The 16,400-nt window shown below is 73.8% G+C and carries 14 protein-coding genes; 10 read left to right on the top strand and 4 right to left on the bottom strand.

Going from position 1 to position 16,400, the window contains the following annotated elements; genetic code table 11:
• The first annotated feature begins 31 nt into the window (after positions 1-31).
• Together cobA and JOD66_RS27610 are read left to right on the top strand one after the other, a co-directional pair.
• Positions 32-1,273 carry a uroporphyrinogen-III C-methyltransferase gene (gene cobA / locus JOD66_RS27615; RefSeq protein WP_205126104.1) on the top strand — a complete coding sequence of 414 codons (1,242 nt, stop codon included), beginning with the start codon at positions 32-34 and terminating at the stop codon, positions 1,271-1,273.
• Between the two features lie 7 nt (positions 1,274-1,280).
• Positions 1,281-2,108, top strand: coding sequence for a TrmH family RNA methyltransferase (locus JOD66_RS27610; protein WP_205126103.1), 828 nt, complete (start codon positions 1,281-1,283; stop codon positions 2,106-2,108).
• Here the strand turns inward: JOD66_RS27610 and JOD66_RS27605 are convergent.
• Positions 2,105-2,998 (bottom strand): LysR family transcriptional regulator, encoded by an 894-nt coding sequence (locus JOD66_RS27605; protein WP_205126102.1) that lies wholly within the window; start codon positions 2,996-2,998, stop codon positions 2,105-2,107. The two genes, JOD66_RS27610 and JOD66_RS27605, sit on opposite strands and share 4 nt — an antisense overlap.
• 89 nt (positions 2,999-3,087) lie before the next feature.
• On the opposite strand from JOD66_RS27605, the gene mdlC reads away from it, so the two are divergent.
• The 5 genes from mdlC to JOD66_RS27580 all read left to right on the top strand — a co-directional run bounded on the left by mdlC (position 3,088) and on the right by JOD66_RS27580 (position 9,012).
• Entirely contained in the window at positions 3,088-4,686 is a 1,599-nt protein-coding gene (gene mdlC / locus JOD66_RS27600) for a benzoylformate decarboxylase (RefSeq protein ID WP_205126101.1), read from the top strand.
• Between the two features lie 14 nt (positions 4,687-4,700).
• Positions 4,701-5,936, top strand: coding sequence for an MFS transporter (locus JOD66_RS27595; RefSeq protein ID WP_205126100.1), 1,236 nt, complete (start codon positions 4,701-4,703; stop codon positions 5,934-5,936).
• Positions 5,933-7,321 (top strand): aldehyde dehydrogenase family protein, encoded by a 1,389-nt coding sequence (locus tag JOD66_RS27590; protein ID WP_205126099.1) that lies wholly within the window; start codon positions 5,933-5,935, stop codon positions 7,319-7,321. Before JOD66_RS27595 ends, JOD66_RS27590 begins: the two co-directional genes overlap by 4 nt.
• An 87-nt stretch (positions 7,322-7,408) precedes the next feature.
• Complete coding sequence (locus tag JOD66_RS27585) at positions 7,409-8,524, top strand: NAD(P)H-dependent amine dehydrogenase family protein (protein WP_205126098.1); 1,116 nt, start codon at positions 7,409-7,411, stop codon at positions 8,522-8,524.
• Positions 8,524-9,012, top strand: coding sequence for a carboxymuconolactone decarboxylase family protein (locus JOD66_RS27580; RefSeq protein WP_205126097.1), 489 nt, complete (start codon positions 8,524-8,526; stop codon positions 9,010-9,012). The genes JOD66_RS27585 and JOD66_RS27580 overlap by 1 nt, the downstream gene beginning before the upstream one ends.
• Here JOD66_RS27580 and JOD66_RS27575 read toward each other — a convergent pair.
• From JOD66_RS27575 to JOD66_RS27565, 3 genes are read right to left on the bottom strand one after another with little or no spacing between them, the layout of a single operon-like run.
• Positions 9,003-9,920: an alpha/beta hydrolase gene (locus tag JOD66_RS27575; RefSeq protein ID WP_205126096.1), complete on the bottom strand. Its 918-nt coding sequence runs from the start codon at positions 9,918-9,920 to the stop codon at positions 9,003-9,005. The two genes, JOD66_RS27580 and JOD66_RS27575, sit on opposite strands and share 10 nt — an antisense overlap.
• A gap of 26 nt (positions 9,921-9,946) precedes the next feature.
• Positions 9,947-10,552, bottom strand: coding sequence for a peptide deformylase (gene def, locus JOD66_RS27570; RefSeq protein WP_205126095.1), 606 nt, complete (start codon positions 10,550-10,552; stop codon positions 9,947-9,949).
• Between the two features lie 9 nt (positions 10,553-10,561).
• The gene (locus JOD66_RS27565) at positions 10,562-11,986 is read right to left on the bottom strand and encodes a hypothetical protein (protein ID WP_205126094.1); all 1,425 of its coding nucleotides are present in this window, start codon (positions 11,984-11,986) and stop codon (positions 10,562-10,564) included.
• Between the two features lie 156 nt (positions 11,987-12,142).
• Here JOD66_RS27565 and JOD66_RS27560 point away from each other — a divergent pair, with 156 nt between their 5' ends.
• The 3 genes from JOD66_RS27560 to JOD66_RS27550 all read left to right on the top strand — a co-directional run bounded on the left by JOD66_RS27560 (position 12,143) and on the right by JOD66_RS27550 (position 16,241).
• Positions 12,143-13,579, top strand: a complete 1,437-nt coding sequence (locus tag JOD66_RS27560; protein ID WP_205126093.1) for a hypothetical protein — start codon at positions 12,143-12,145, stop codon at positions 13,577-13,579.
• A gap of 71 nt (positions 13,580-13,650) precedes the next feature.
• Positions 13,651-15,024, top strand: a complete 1,374-nt coding sequence (locus JOD66_RS27555) for an acyl-CoA dehydrogenase family protein (RefSeq protein WP_205126092.1) — start codon at positions 13,651-13,653, stop codon at positions 15,022-15,024.
• Entirely contained in the window at positions 15,024-16,241 is a 1,218-nt protein-coding gene (locus JOD66_RS27550; protein WP_205126091.1) for an acyl-CoA dehydrogenase family protein, read from the top strand. The genes JOD66_RS27555 and JOD66_RS27550 overlap by 1 nt, the downstream gene beginning before the upstream one ends.
• Positions 16,242-16,400: the final 159 nt, after the last annotated feature.

Genomic DNA, 16,400 nt, shown 5'->3' with positions numbered 1-16,400 from the left:
TGTCAGGGGCGCCCCGGTGGATGCCGGGAGAATGGGCGATGTGAGTGACTTCCCGCCGTACCCCTCCGGACTGCGCCTGGCCGGGCGCCGTGTGCTCGTCGTCGGCGGGGGGCACGTCGCCCAGCGCCGGGTGCCGCAGCTGATCGCCGTCGGCGCCGACGTCCACGTCGTGTCGCCGTCGGTGACCCCGGCGATCGAGGGCCTGGTCGGCTCGGGCGAGATCACCTGGCACGAGCGGGCCTTCGCCGACGCCGACCTCGACGGCGCCTGGTACGTCATCGCGGTCACCGATGACCGCGCCGTCAACGACCACGTCTCTGCGCTGTGCGAGGCGCAGCGGGTGTTCTGCGTCCGCTCCGACGACGCGACCCTCGGGACGGCGTGGACGCCCGCGGTCGGTCGCGAGGCCGGTATCACCGTGGCCGTGGTCGGCAACCGCGACCCCCGCCGCTCGGCGTCGGTGCGCGACGAGATCCTCGCCGGGCTGCGCGACGGCACTATCGCCGCGCCCCACCATCGCGACGGTACGCCGGAGCGCACCCCCGGCGTGACCCTGGTCGGCGGCGGCCCGGGCGATCCCGAGCTGATCTCGATCGCCGGGCGCAAGGCGCTGATGGCCGCCGACGTGGTGGTCGCCGACCGGCTGGCCCCGCGCGAGCTGCTCGGCGACCTGCCCAGCGACGTCGAGCTGGTCGACGTCGCCAAGCTGCCCCGCGGCCGCTCCGCGCAGCAGGAGGAGATCAACCGGATCATCGTCGAGCGGGCACTGGCCGGGAAGCGGGTCGTGCGGTTCAAGGGCGGCGACAACTTCGTCTTCGGCCGCGGCTTCGAGGAGATCATCGCGTGCCGGGCGGCCGGCGTACCCGTCACGGTGATCCCGGGCCTCACCTCGCCGGTCTCGGTCCCGGGCATCGCCGGGATCCCGGTCACCCACCGCGGCGTCACCCACGAGTTCACCGTCGTCTCCGGGCACCTGCCGCCCGGTCACCCCGAGTCGCTGGTCGACTACGACGCCCTCGCCCGGATGCGCGGCACCGTCGTGGTGATGATGGGCGTCGAGAACGCCCCCCACATCGCGAAGTCCCTCGTCGCCGGCGGGCGTCCCGACGCCACGCCGGTCGCGGTGATCTGCGACGGCACCATGCCGACCCAGCGCACCGTCCTCGCCACCCTCGGGACCCTCGCCGACCGGCTCGCCGAGGAGGCCGTGAAGCCGCCCGCGATCATCGTGATCGGCGAGGTCGTCGCGGTGGCCCACCCCGACGCCTTCTGAGGACACGATGGCCGAGCTGGTCGAGATCGCCGACCCCGCCGACCCCCGGCTGGGCGACTACCGCGACCTGCGCGACGTCGAGCTGCGCAAGCATCTCGAGGCCGAGCACGGGCTCTTCCTCGCCGAGGGGGAGAAGGTCGTCCGCCGCGCGGTCGAGGCCGGCTACGCACCCCGGTCCTTCCTGATGGCGCCGCGCTGGCTCGACGGCCTGGCCGACGTCCTCGACCGCAGCGAAGCGCCCTGCTACGTCCTCTCCGAGGCCCTCGCCGAGCAGGTCACCGGCTTCCACGTGCATCGCGGCGCGCTCGCCTCGCTGCAGCGCCGGCCGCTGCCCTCGCTCGACGACGTGCTGGCCGGCGCGCGCTCGGTGCTGGTCCTGGAGGACATCGTCGACCACACCAACGTGGGCGCCATCCTGCGCAGCGGCGCCGCGCTCGGCTTCGACGCCGTCCTGCTGGCCCCCCGCTGCGCCGACCCGCTGTACCGCCGGGCGATCAAGGTCGCGATGGGCGCGGTGTTCGCGCTGCCGTGGACCCGCCTCCCCGACTGGTACGACGCGCTGCCGGACCTGAGCGCGCGGGGGTTCACCACGGTCGCGCTGACCCTTGCGCCGGACGCGGTGCCGATCGAGGAGGCGGTGCGCGGACAGGACAAGGTCGCGCTGGTGCTCGGCTCCGAGGGTCACGGCCTGTCCCCGCGGTGGGAGCAGGCCGCCGACCGGCGCGCGATCATCCCGATGGCGCGCACCATCGAGCACGGCGTGGACTCGCTCAACGTCGCCGCCGCGACCGCCGTCGCCTGCTATGTCACCGCTCGCCGCCAGGACCCGCTCTAGGCGAGCCGCCGCTGCGAGAGCGTGGTGACGACGAGGTCGGCGAGCCACTGCTGCGCCGGGCCGGGCGTACGCCGGGTGTAGGCCGCGACGTCGATCGGCGCGACGTAGAAGGGCAGCTCGACGACCTGGAGCCCGTGCCGCCGGGAGAACACCTCGGCGATGTGGCGCGGGACGATCGAGATCAGCTCGGTCGCGGCGACGACGTAGGGCGCCGACGAGTAGCTGGTCAGCTCGAGCTCGACCTGGCCGCGCAGTCCGACCTGGTCGAGCAGGCGGGTGGGCCCGTCGTGCCCGGCGCGACTGCGGACGTGGATGAAGCGCTCGGCGGCGAACTGCTCGGCCTCGATGACCGGCTGGCCGATGCGGGGGTGGTCGGCGGCCACGATGATCGCCCAGCCCACGCTCATGAACGGACGCCGCTCCAGCCGCTCGTCGTCGATCAGCGACCCGGTCAGGGCGAGGTCGACCCGGCCGCGGACCAGCTGCTCGATGACGTCGTCGACGAGGAGACTCTCGACCCGCAGCCGGGCCCGGGGTGCGTGCCGGGCCAGCTCGGGCAGCAGCAGCGGGAGGAAGGACAGCTCGCCGAACTCCGAGAGCAGGGCCGTGAAGACCCGGTCGGTCGTGGCGGGGTCGAAGCCGTCGGCGCCGGCCACGGTCCGCTCGATGGTCAGCAGGGCCTCACGCAACGGGCCGTACATCGAGGTGGCCTGGGCGCTCGGCTCGAGCCCGGAGCGGGACCGGGTGAACAGGTCGTCGCCGAGGCGGCGCCGCAGCTTGGCGAGGGTGTAGCTCACGGTCGGCTGAGTGACGTGGAGCCGCTCTGCGGTGCCGGTGACCGAGCCGGTCTCGTAGAGCGTGACGAAGGTGCGCACCTCGTTCAGGTCCACGCCGGCCTCCCTGGATATCGATGCGATCTATGTCGGGGTGTCGCCGATTCTATTGGTCATCGATGGTGTCGTGAACCTACGGTTCCCGTGTGACGACCGCCACCATCCGCGACCACAGCCACGCCCTGCTCGAGCAGGCCGGGGTCTCCGTCATCTTCGGGAACCCCGGCTCCAACGAGCTGCCGTTCCTCGCCGGCCTGCCCCAGGGGATGCGCTACGTCCTCGCGCTGCACGAAGGCGCCGCGATCGGCATGGCCGACGGCTACGCGCAGGCCGGCGGCGGCCTCGGCGTGGTGAGCCTGCACGCGGCGTCGGGCACCGGCAACGCGATGGGCGGGCTCAGCAACGCCGCCGTCTCCCGCTCGCCGCTGCTGCTCCTCGCCGGCCAGCAGGTCCGCTCGACCGTCGGCCAGGACGTGATGCTCGCCAATGTCGACGCCGGTCAGCTCACCCGGCCGCTGACCGGCTTCGCCGCCGAGCCGCTGAGCGCCGACGACGTCCCGCGCACGCTCGCCGAGGCGATCCACAGCGCGACCGCCGGCCGGCGCGGGCCGTCCTTCGTCTCCGTCCCGTACGACGACTGGGAGCGCCCGGCGCCCGCGGGCTCCGAGCTCGTGGTGCACCGGACCGTCCGCCGGGCCCAGGGCGTCGATCCCGCGGTCGTCGACGAGCTCGCCGGCCGGCTCGCAGCGGCCAGCGCGCCGCTGCTCGTGCTCGGGTCGGACCTGGACGGGACGGTGCCGGCGGACCTGCTGGTGCGCCTCGCCGAGCACCTCGACGCCCCGGTCGCTGTGGCCCCGTCGCCGTACCGGCTGCCGTTCCCCAACCGGCACCGCCTGTTCCGCGGCGTGCTCCCCGCGAGCATCCGTGCGGTCCACGACGCGATGACCGGCCACGACCTGGTCGTGGTGCTGGGCGCGCCCGTGTTCCGCTACCACCAGCACGAGCCGGCCCCCTATCTCCCCGCGGGCACCGCGCTGGTCCACGTCACCGACGACGACGCCGCCGCGGCCCGCGCGCCGTTCGGCGACGCGCTGCTCGCCGAGCCCGCGGCCGTCCTCGCCGGGCTCGCCGAGCGCCTGGGCGTCCCCGCGGAGCAGGCTCCCGACACCCGGCGCTGGGTCGCCTGCCCCGAGCCGGCGGCCGGCGAGGACGGCCGGCTGCGGCCCGCCGAGGTCTTCGCCGCGCTGCGCCGCACCCAGCCCGCCGACACGGCGTACGTCGTCGAGTCGACCTCGACGAGCGCGGACTTCTGGGAGCAGATGGACCTGCGCGCCCCCGGCAGCTTCTACTGGCCCGCCTCCGGCGGCCTCGGCTTCGGCCTGCCCGCGGCCGTCGGTGTCGCGTTGGCCCGCCCCGAGCGCCGCGTGGTCGGCGTGATCGGCGACGGCTCGGCCAACTACGGCATCACCGCCCTGTGGACCGCCGCGCAGCTGCGGCTCCCGCTCACGATCGTGATCCTGCGCAACGGCAGCTATGGCGCGCTGCGCTGGTTCGCGGGACTGCTCGGGACCCCCGACGTCCCCGGCCTCGACATCCCCGACCTCGACCTGGTGCCCGTCGCCGAGGGCTACGGCGTGCCGGGCACTCGGGTCAAGGACGTCGCCTCGCTCGAGCGGGAGCTCGCCCGTGAGCCCGACGGACCACGACTCGTCCAGGTCGACACCACCCTCACCACGCCGCACTGATCCCAGGAGCACCGATGACCGCACCCGACCGGACCCAGACCTGGGTCCGCGCCCTCTGCTGGGCGACCGTCACCCTGGAGGGCTTCGACATCGTCGCCCTCAGCGCCGCGCTGCCGACGATCCTCGACGGCGGGCACGTCGGCATGGACAAGGCATCGGCCACCTTCGTCACCACCGTCTCCCTGGTGGGGATCATGGTCGGCGCGATCCTGGTCGGGCCGCTGTCCGACCGCTGGGGGCGGCGCCGCTGCATCCTCGCCTCGATCGCGCTGTTCTCGGTGTTCACCCTCGCCGTGCCGCTCGCGACGAACCCGGAGACCTTCGGCGCGCTGCGCTTCGTCGCCGGACTCGGTCTCGGCGCCTGCATGCCGGCCGCGCTGACGATGATGAGCGAGGCCACGCCCGAGAGCCAGCGCGCCCGGGCGACGACGCTGACCATGACCGGCTACCACGTCGGCGCCGTGCTGACCGCCCTCGTCGCGCTCGCCGTCGTCCCGGAGTGGCACCTGCTGTTCGTCATCGGCGGCGTCGCCGGTCTCGTCATCCTGCCGCTGATGTGGCTCAAGCTCCCCGAGACCAACACGGTCGCGCTGGCCCGCCGCGGGGCCGGTACGACGGACACGCCGGCGCCGCGGGCGTCGGAGATCCTGCGGGCGCCTTACCGCACCGCGAGCCTGGCGACCTGGGCCGCCTGCTTCATGGGCCTGCTGCTGGTCTACGGACTCAACAGCTGGCTGCCGACGATCATGCGCGAGGCGGGCTACGAGATCGCGGCGTCGCTCACCCTGCTGCTGCTCCTGAACCTCGGCGGCATCGCCGGCCTGGTGCTCGCGGGCATCGTCGGCGACGCGAGGGGGATCCGGCGCAGCACGCTCGGCTGGTTCGCCGCCGCCGCGGTGCTGCTGGCGGTGCTGAGCGTGCACCTGCCGACGGTGCTGCTCAACGGCGCCGTGTTCCTGACCGGTGTCTTCGTGTTCAGCGCCCAGGTCCTCGTCTACGCCTGGATCACCCGCTACTACCCGCCCCACCTGCGGGGCACCGCCCTCGGCCTGGCCTCCGGCGTGGGCCGGCTGGGCTCGATCGTCGGGCCGGCGATCACCGGTGCCCTGGTCACCGCCGACCTCGCCTACCCGTGGGGCTTCTACGTCTTCGCCCTCGTCGCGGTCCTCGCCGCGGTCGCCATCGTGGTGATCCCGCAGCGGTTCGAGCGCATCTCCACTCCCGTCCCGACCCAGGAGGTCCCGGCATGATCGACGTCACCGACAAGTCCACCGGCGAGGTGCTCGCCTCGCTCGACGAGGCATCCGCCGCCGACGTCGACCGGGCCGTCGCCCGGGCCCGGACCGCGCAGCGGGCCTGGGCCGACCTGCCCTACGACCGGCGCGCCGCCGTCCTGCTGCGGGCGGCCGCGATCGCCGAGGCAGCGCCCGAGCGGCTGATCCCGTGGCTGCAGCGGGAGGCCGGCTCCGCGCCCGGCAAGGCCGCCTTCGAGCACGGCCTGGTGGTCTCGGAGCTGCGGGAGGCGGCGGCCACGGCGTCCGCGCCGTACGGTCGGATGCTCCGCTCGACCCGTCCCCGGCTCTCGCTCGCCCGGCACGTGCCCGTCGGCGTGGTCGGCGTGATCTCGCCGTTCAACTTCCCGGCGATCCTGTCCATGCGCTCGGTGGCGCCGGCGCTCGCCCTGGGCAATGCCGTCGTGCTCAAGCCCGACCCGCGCACGGCGGTGTCCGGCGGTGTCGCCCTCGCCGAGATCCTGCACGAGGCCGGGCTGCCGGACGGGGTCCTGACGGTGCTGCCCGGGGGAGCGGAGGCCGGGCAGCGCCTGGTCGCCCACCCCGACGTCCCCTGCCTGAGCTTCACCGGGTCGACCGCCGCGGGACGGGCCATCGCGGCGACCGCGGCGCCGATGTTCAAGAAGGTCCACCTCGAGCTCGGCGGCAACAACGCCCTGCTCGTGCTGCCCGACGCCGACCTCGACCGGGCCGCCTCCGCCGGGGCCTGGGGCTCGTTCCTGCACCAGGGCCAGATCTGCATGACGACCGGACGGCATCTGGTGCCCCGCGCCCTCGCCGACGAGTACGTCGACTTGCTGGCCGCGAAGGCCGAGGCGCTGAGCGTCGGCGACCCGTTCGCCGGCGACGTCGCGCTCGGCCCGCTGATCGACGCCGGCCAGCGCGACAAGGTGCACGGACTGGTCACCGACACCGTCGCCGCCGGCGCGCGCCTCGCCGCGGGAGGGACCTACGACGGCCTGTTCTACCGCCCCACCGTGCTCGCCGGCGTCCGCCCGGACCAGCCGGCCGCGCGCGAGGAGATCTTCGGCCCGGTCGCGCCGGTCATCGCCTACGACGACGTCGAGGAGGCGGTCGCCCTGGTCAACGACGACCCCTACGGGCTCTCGGTCGGCGTGCTCACCGGCGACGCGATGCGCGGCTTCGAGCTGAGCGCGCGGCTGGAGTCGGGGATGGTCCACATCAACGACCAGACCGTCGACGACGAGGCCGTCATCCCGTTCGGGGGCATCAAGGCGTCGGGGAGCGGCGGTCACTTCGGCGGCGCCGAGGCCAACCTGGACACCTTCTGCCACCTGCAGTGGGTGACCATGCAGGCCGAGATCGAGCGGTACCCCTTCTGAGGACGCCGGCGAGTTCATGAAGATCTCTCAAAAACTGACACGCTGTCGCACTACCGCTCGCGCCCCGGGCGGCCTAGGGTCCCATCCATGGCGGATGAGAACACGTTCTACCGAGCAGTGCCGGTCGTCGTCTGGGGCACGGGCAACATGGGCCGAGCGTCCATCCGGGCGGTCGCGGCCCACCCCGGGCTGACCCTGGCCGCGGTGCTCGTCAGCGACCCGGCCAAGGCCGGCCGCGACGCCGGCGAGCTCGCCGAGCTGGGCCGCTCCCTGGGCGTCGCGGCGACCACCGACGTCGACGCGGCGCTCGCGACGCTCGACGGTGCCGGGGCGGTGGCCTACACGGCATCCGGCGAGCTGCGCCCCGACGAGGCGATCGCCGACATCGGCCGCGCGCTCGCCGGGGGAGCCGTCGTCGTGACGCCGTCGGTCTACGCGCTCTACGACCACCGCGGCGCCCCGGCCGAGCTGACCGACCCGCTGAGCAAGGCGTGCGCCGACGGAGGCAGCGCGCTGTTCGTGAGCGGGATCGACCCGGGCTGGGGCAACGACCTGCTGCCCGCGCTGGTGAGCGGCCTGGCCTCGGAGATCGAGCAGGTCCGCTGCCAGGAGATCTTCGACTACTCGACGTACGACGCCGAGGACTCGGTCCGCTACATCGTCGGCATGGGCCAGCCGATGGACTACGAGCCGCCGATGGTGGCCGAGGGCATCCCGTCGATGGTGTGGGGCGGTCAGATCCGGTTGATCGCGCGGGCGCTCGGCGTCGAGGTCGACGAGCTCCGGGAGACGGTCGAGCGCCGCGCGCTGGACGCCTCGGTGCGCACCGCGCTCGGCGACTTCGAGGCCGGCACCCAGGGCGGCCTGCGCTTCGAGGTGCAGGGCATCGTCGGCGGCGAGCCGCGGATCGTGATCGAGCACGTCACCCGGATCAGTGCCGACTGCGCCACCGACTGGCCGCTGCCGCCCGACGGTGGCGACGGCGCCCACCGGGTGATCGTCGAGGGCCGGCCGCGGATCGAGATCAACGTCGAGGCCACCGACGAGGGCGGCAACCGGGCCGCCGGCGGCAACGCCACGGCGGCCAACCGGCTGGTCAACGCGATCCCGTGGCTGCGCACCGCCGCGCCGGGGCTCTACGACGGCCTGGACGTCCCGCTGGTGCCCTCGACGTACCTGCGCACCAGGCCCGAGGAGGCGTGATGTTCCTCGAGATCCCCGACGGCAAGGACCCGATCACCTACGTGTGGGGCGAGCTGGTGCCGGGCATCGGCCCCGCCGCCTCGACCCTGGCGATGAGCGTCTACGAGCACAGCACCCTGGGCCTGCGGGAGTTCGAGGCCGCGCGGCTGCGGATCGCGCAGATCAACGGCTGCCTGTTCTGCCAGGACTGGCGCACCGAGCGCGACGGCCAGAAGGTCGAGGAGACCTTCGACCGTGCCGTCCAGGACTGGCGCACCACCCGCGACCTCGACGACCGGGCCCGCCTCGCCGCGGAGTACGCCGAGCGCTACGCGCTGGACCACCACGGGATCGACGACGGATTCTGGCAGCGGATGCGCACCCACTACTCCGACCGCGAGATCGTGGAGCTGTCGATGTGCCTGGGCTCGTGGCTCGCGTTCGGCCGGCTCAACCGGGTGCTCGGCCTGGACGCGGCGTGCGTGCTGCCGAGCCACGCTCAGGCCTGAGCGAGCAGCTCCGCGAACTGCGCGACGGTGTCGTCGGCGGCGGCCTGGCAGGCCGGTGACCACGGTCCCATGTCGAAGAAGCCGTGGATCAGGCCGGGATAGGTCGTCTGCCGCACGGGTACGCCGGCCGCGGCCAGCGCGTCGGCGTACGCGATGCCCTCGTCGCGCAGCGGGTCGAACTCGGCGGTGACGACCACCGCCGGCGGCTGGCCGGTGAGGTCGCCACGCAGCGGGGAGAGCCGCGGGTCGCTGAGGTCGGTGTCGGCGTCGACGTAGTTGCCGACGAACCAGACCATGGTCGCGTCGTCGAGGAAGTAGCCGGTGCCGTTCTCCTTGCGGGAGGCGTAGTCGCCGAGCACGTCGGTCGCCGGGTAGATGAGCAGCTGGGCGGCGATCCCGGGGACGTGCTGGGCGGCGACCGCGGCCAGGTTGCCGCCCGCGGAGTCGCCGGCGACCGCGAGGACGTCGCTGCCGCCGTAGTCCCCGAGCCGGGACCGGATGTCGCGGACCGCCGCGATCGCGTCCTCGGCGGCGGCCGGGAACCGGGCCTCGGGGCCGAGGCGGTAGTCGACGGCGACCACCACGGAGCGGGTGCCGGCGCAGATCGAGCGTGCCATGGCGGCGTGGGTGTCGAGGTCGCCGACCACCCAGCCGCCGCCGTGGAGCAGCACGACGGTCGGGACGGGCCCCGCGCCCTCGGGTCGGTAGACCCGGGCCCGCAGCGCTCCGGCGCCACCGGCGACCTCGTCGTCGGTGACCGACGCGACCGGGGCCAGCGTCCCGGGGGCGCGGCCGCCCACGGTCAGCGCGCGGAACGCCGAGCGGGCGTCGGCGGGGGAGAGCTCGGACATCGGGGTGCCGGCCTCGATCGCCAAGAGGAGACCGGCCAGGGACGGGTCGACGGGCATGGCCAGACGCTAGCCCACCGGGTCGCTCACGCGGGCCAGTCCGCCGGATACTCGTCCGCGGCGGCGTCGTGCTGCTTGCGCAGCCTCTTCATCGCCTTGGCCGAGATCCGGTCGCCGAACACCGTGCCGAGGGTGTGGTCGGTCTCGTGCTGCAGGCACTTCGCGAGCAGGCCGTCGCCCTCGAAGCGCACCGGCGCGCCGTCGAGCCCGGTGCCCTCCACCACGGCGTAGTCGGGGCGGGCGCAGTCGACGAAGGCGCCGGGGAAGGACAGGCAGCCCTCCGGGCTGTCGTCGAGGCGCCGCTCGACGCCCTCGGGCTCGACCAGGACCGGGTTGCAGACCACGCCGACCACCCGGCGGCCCTCGGCGTCGGGGCAGTCGAAGACGAACATCGCGACGTCCTCGCCGATCTGGCAGGCGGCCAGGCCGACCCCGTCGGCGGCGTACATGGTGGCGACCATGTCGGCGGCGAGGGCCGCCAGCGCGTCGTCGTAGACCTCGACCCGGGCCTGGGGCCGGTGCATCACCGGCGTGCCCCAGCGGGTCATCGGGCGGACCCGGCCGCCGCGGGGCAGCGGTCCGTACGGCGCCAGCACGGCGTGCGCTGCGGTGTGGTCGAGGTCCTCGGGCATGGCCCCATGCTAGGAGAGCCGCTGCGACGGCCTGAGCCGGTGGTGCGCGGACGGCGGGACCGTGCCCTTGGGCTCCTCGGCCGGGACGTGGGTGACGGGCACCGGGACGTAGACGGGGGCCGGAGCCGGCTGCGGCTGGGGCTGGGGACGGGGCACGACCCTGATCCGGGTGCCCGGTGTGACGCTGGCGCCATTGCCCTTCGCGGCCGCGACCGACACCCGGACGGTCCAGCGGCCGACCCTGTTGGCGTCGACCCGCAGCGCGAACCGGCCGCCGGCCCGGGTCCGCGCCCGGTCGACGGTGCGCCAGTGCTTGCCCACCTTGCGTTGGAGGCTCACCCGCACGCCGGCGTCGCCGGGTGCGATCCGGCCCCGGACCCGGATCGGCTGACCCTGGCGGACCCGCGTGGCGGGGGCGCGGGCGTTGACCTGCCGGGCCACGGTGACCAGCAGGGTCGCCGACGCGCTGGCCTCGAAGGTGTCGTCGCCGCTGGTGCGGACCTGGTACTCGGTCTGCCGGTCCGGCTGGACGTGGAACTGCGCATAGGAGTCGGTCCCGAAGCCGCCGCTCGCGACGGGGGAGAAGCCGGGCGCGCCCCACGGCCGGGCCCACAGCGTCGCCGTGCCGGGGACGTAGCCGGGCGACCAGACGCCGTCGCCGGGCGTCTTCGCGTCGGCCAGCAGGTAGTGGTCCTGGCCCTTGACCAGGTCCAGGCGGGTGATCCCCCGCTCCAGCGCGGCGCTGTGGTGGGTCGGCGCCGCCGAGATGTAGGCCTGGCTCGGCACGCCCTCGAAGTCGTAGGTGGTGGTGCCCGCCGAGGTCCGCAGCCGCAGGTCGTCGAAGAAGAAGTCGCGACCACGGCAGCCGAACTCGAAGTCGAGCCAGGCGCCGCCCGACCCGGGGCCCCAGTCGCCGGCGACCTCTGGAAGCGTCCAGCCGGCGTACTCCTGGGTGGAGTCGTCCGACCAGTACCAGTCGGTCGCGATGTCGGCGACGTCGTCGCCGAGGTGCCAGCCGGTCAGGTTCGACACGTCGTAGCGCCCGACGAGCCAGGACGTCTGGAAGCCGTTCCCGAACGCGTCGAACGCGATGGTGATGTGCCCGTCCACTCCGGGTGTCCCCGGCAGCGGGCTCGGGTGGTAGGTCGCGAGGGCGGCGTCCAGCAGGTCGCCGGGGTCGGACACCCAGGCCGAGACGCCACCCATGCCGCCCGGGTGTCCACCGAAGGCGAGCCCGATGGCGTGGTCGCCGAGCACGCTGCCGGCGCGGTAGGCGGCGTACGGCGTCGCCGTGCCGGTGCCCGTGCAACCGCCGGCGACATACCGGAGGCCCGCGGGGAAGGCATAGCCGGCCACGACCACCGTCTGCGACGCGGCGATCGCCGGGGGCGCCGGCACGATGCCGAGCACGGCGAGGACGGCCGCAGCCGTCACCAGGATCCTTCGCATCATCGCCCCCAGGTGTCCGCGATCAGTCAGCGTCGGTGCTGTCGAACCTACGGTCGCGGTCGCGGCCGTGCCGTCCCCTGAACTCGGTATAGATGGGGCGGGGCCGGGGCGTATGGCGGGCGCCGGTGCCATGGTGCTGGGGTGGAGACCCACCACGAGCTGGCCGCCCTGGTGGCCCGGCTGGGACCGGCGGTGCTCGACGACCCGGTGGACTTCCGGGCCGCCTTCGACGACTACGCCTCGACCGGCCGGACGACCGACGGCCAGGTGAACCTGCTGACCGACGCCATCCGGCTCGGCACGCTGGCCCGTGTGCGGGCCCAGCTCGCCGACGGGGCCCAGCCCCGGCACACCCTCGACGCGCAGGCCTTCCGGCTGGCCGCGCTGCGCGGGGGCGCGGACGTCATCAGCGCCCGCTGGGCGCTCGCCGCCCTGCTGTTCGGGCTCGGCGCGGTGGCCGAGGACGAGGTCGTCGGGTCGCAGCCGCGCACGGTGCTCCCGGACGAGCGGACCGTGCTGGCCGGCCCCCTGCTCCCGTCGTCGCCCGCACACCCGTCGGCCCCGGCGAGCCGGCCGGCCGGCCGGAGCGGGCTGACGGTCGCGGTCCTCGTGGGCGTCGCGGTCCTGGTGGTCGTCGTGCTCACCGTCGCTGCGGTGCTCGTGTCGCGGGGCGCCGCCCCGCCGGGGACCGGTCCCGCCGGCCGCGCCGCACCGGCGGGCCCGCGCCTCGTGCCGCCCGGGACGATCGTGGCCACCGGCGCCGCGGCCGGCTCCGGGGTCACCGCCGCGACCCTGGCCGGACGCACGGCCGGCGTCCGGGTGGGCGGCCTCGGCACGCTCGAGCAGGCCGAGGACGGGTCCGGCGCCTTCCGGGCCGCGCCCGGCGCGGTGCTGCGCGCCTTCACCCTCGCCGACGGCCCGTGCCAGGAGCAGCCGTGCGTCCCGTGGTCCGCGGCGGGTCTGGCGGTCGTCGTCGACGCGACGTCCGTGCCGCTGCCACCCGGCGGGCCGTCGTACGTCGTCGCGGCGGGGGAGGACGCCGTCGTCGAGCTGCGACTCGACGCCGACGGCTACGACCAGCGGGTCTCGCTGGTCGACGGCACGGCGACGGGACGCAACATCGCGGTCCTCGCCCGGCCCAGGCTGCGCGCCGACGTCGACGCCGACGTCGTCCTGCGCCCGACCGCGGACGCGCCGCTCGGCCGGGACGCCGTGCGCTCGGTGCACGTCGGCGCGGCCCGGCTCTTCTTCTTCAACGGCCCGCACGGGCTGCGGGACCCGGGTCGCGCCTACCTGGCCGTGGAAGTCACCTACACGACGCCGGACGACCCGCGCCCACGCGCTTTCGAGCTCGCCGAGCTCCACCTCGAGGCGGCCGACGGGACGGCGTACCCGCGCCGCGATCTGTCGCCGGACACGCCCGTGCCGGACCCCGCGTTCGTCGTGCCGGCGTCCTTCACCTCGGGGACGCTGGTGATCGAGGGGACCCGGCGGGTCACCACCCGCACCAGCACGGGCGGGACGGGCAGTGTGCTGCTGACCCTGCCGCGCACCACCGTCGCGGTGCGGATCGACTGACGCCCAGATCACACCGGGTGATTTCGGACCAGCTGTAGCGCAATGTGTAACTCATAGTTACATTTGCTGTCATGTCCTTGATCAGCAACCTCAAGCCGGGTGGCAAGCACGGGGTTCCGAGCAGCGAGAGCCGGGACCCGATCGGCTACCTCGTCGCCGGTCTCAACCGGCTCGCCCAGACCGACCTCCTCGACAAGGTCCGCCTCCGCAAGCCGGCCGAGCAGGCCGTCTTCTCGGTCACCCGCACCGGGTTCAAGACCATGACCAACGCCAGCCGGACCTTCGCCAAGGCCGGCAAGAAGGGCCAGCCCGGCGCTCGGCCCGCCGCCGCGTCGGCCGCGGCCAGCGGTGTCTTCGACCTCACCCCGAGCGAGGACGAGCAGATGCTCGTCGACGTGGTCACCGAGTTCGCCGAGGTGGTCCGCGAGGCGGCCTTCGAGGCCGACAAGGCCTGCGCCGCGCCCGACGACGTGCTCAAGGCCAGCCTCGAGATCGGCCTGCCGATCCTCGGCCTGCCCGAGTCGCTCGGCGGGGTGTCCGAGGAGCGCTCGGCCATGGCCGGCACCCTCGTCGCCGAGGCCCTCGCCCAGGGCGACATGGGCCTGGCCGTCGCCACCCTCGCGCCCGGCTCGGTCGCCACCGCCATCGGCCTGTGGGGCACCGACGCCCAGCAGCAGACCTACCTCCCGGCGTTCAGCGCCGAGGACGGCACCGTCCCGGCCGCCGCGCTCGCGCTCAACGAGCCCACCGTGCTCTTCGACGTGCTGAGCCCGTCGACCACCGCCACGAAGTCGGGCGACGGCTACGTCCTCAACGGCACCAAGAGCCTGGTCGCCCGCGGCGACCACGCCGAGCTCTTCGTCGTGGGCGCCAGCCTCGACGGCAAGCCGGTCCTCTTCCTCGTCGAGTCCTCCACCGAGGGCCTCTCCATCGAGGGCGACCCGGCGATGGGAGTGCGCGCGGCGTCGCTGACCAAGCTGGTGCTCGACGACGTCAAGGTCCCCGCCGACGCCGTGCTCGGCGAGACCGACGGGACGACCTACACCGAATGCGTGCGGCTGTCCCGCCTCGCCTGGTGCGCGCTCGCGGTCGGCACCGGCCAGGCGGTGCTCGACTACGTCACGCCCTACGTCAAGGAGCGCGAGGCCTTCGGCGAGCCGATCGCCAACCGCCAGTCGGTGGCCTTCATGGTCGCCAACATCGCGATCGAGCTGCAGGGCATGCGTCTGCTGACCTACCGCGCCGCCGCGCGCGCGGCGGCCGGCAAGGACTTCGCCCGCGAGGTCGCGCTCGCCCGCAAGGCGTGCACCGACAAGGGCATGCAGATCGGCCTCGACGGCGTCCAGCTGCTCGGCGGTCACGGATTCGTCAAGGAGCACCCGGTCGAGCGGTGGTACCGCGACCTGCGTGCCATCGGCATCATGGAAGGGACGGTGCTGGTCTGATGGCCATCAACCTCGAGGTTCCGAAGAAGCACCGGGCCCTGGTCGACCAGGCCCACCAGGTCGCGATGAACATGCTGCGACCGATCTCCCGCAAGTACGACATCGCCGAGCACGAGTACCCCAAGGAGCTCGACATGCTCGCGGCGATGATCGACGGGCTCTCCGAGTCCGGCGCGAGCGAGGGGGCCGGGGCGACCGGCGTACGTCGGGACAGTGACGACTCCGACAAGAAGACCGTCAAGAACGGCGCCAACCTGGCCTCGGTGACCTCGGTCGCCGAGATGTGCTGGGGCGACACCGGACTGCTGCTGTCGATGCCCCGCCAGGGCCTCGGCAACTCCGCGATCGCCTCGGTCGCCAACGACGAGCAGCTCGAGCGCTTCAAGGGCCGCTGGGCCTCGATGGCGATCACCGAGCCGTCGTTCGGCTCCGACTCGGCGGCGATCTCGACGACCGCCGTACTCGACGGCGACGAGTACGTCATCAACGGCGAGAAGATCTTCGTCACCTCCGGCGAGCGCTCCGACTGCATCGTCGTCTGGGCGACCCTCGACAAGTCGCTGGGCCGCGCGGCGATCAAGTCCTTCGTCGTCGAGAAGGGCACGCCCGGCGTCAAGGTCGAGCGGCTCGAGGAGAAGCTCGGCATCCGCGCCTCCGACACGGCCGTGATCACCTTCACCGACGCGCGGGTCCCGAAGGAGAACCTCCTCGGCTCGCCCGAGATCAACGTCGAGCAGGGCTTCGCCGGCGCCATGGCGACCTTCGACAACACCCGTCCGCTGGTCGCCGCCATGGCCGTCGGCTGCGCGCGGGCGTCGCTCGACCTCACCCGTGACCTGCTCGCTGCGGCCGGGATCGAGGTCGACTACGACCGCCCGGCGCTGCTGCAGAGCGCGGCGGCCGCGAAGTTCCTGCAGCTTGAGGCCGACTGGGAGGCCGGGCGGCTGCTGACCCTCCAGGCCGCGTGGATGGCCGACAACCGCAAGCCCAACTCGCTCGAGGCCTCGATGGCCAAGGCCAAGGCCGGCCGGGTGGGCTCCGACGTGACGCTCTCCTGCGTCGAGCTGTGCGCGTCCGTCGGCTACAGCGAGGAGGAGCTGCTCGAGAAGTGGGCGCGCGACTCCAAGATCCTCGACATCTTCGAGGGCACCCAGCAGATCCAGCAGCTGATCGTGGCGCGTCGGGTGCTGGGGCTGTCCAGCGCCGAGCTCAAGTGAGCTGACCCGCGGGGAGGTCATGGCCCGCTCTCGCTACGGCGAGGGCGGGCCACGGCTGTTTTTGGTGGTCAGGCCAGTGGGGGATTGGGCAGAGACTGCAGGTGGTCGGCCGGAGTTGTTGCGGTTTGGGACCAAACCGCAATCGGGGTCGGGGGAGCT

This window comes from Nocardioides nitrophenolicus, from assembly GCF_016907515.1.
GTDB classification, from domain to species: Bacteria; Actinomycetota; Actinomycetes; order Propionibacteriales; family Nocardioidaceae; genus Nocardioides; species Nocardioides nitrophenolicus.
Note: the sequence above shows the minus strand (reverse complement) of the source record. Positions and strands in the feature narration are given on the sequence as shown.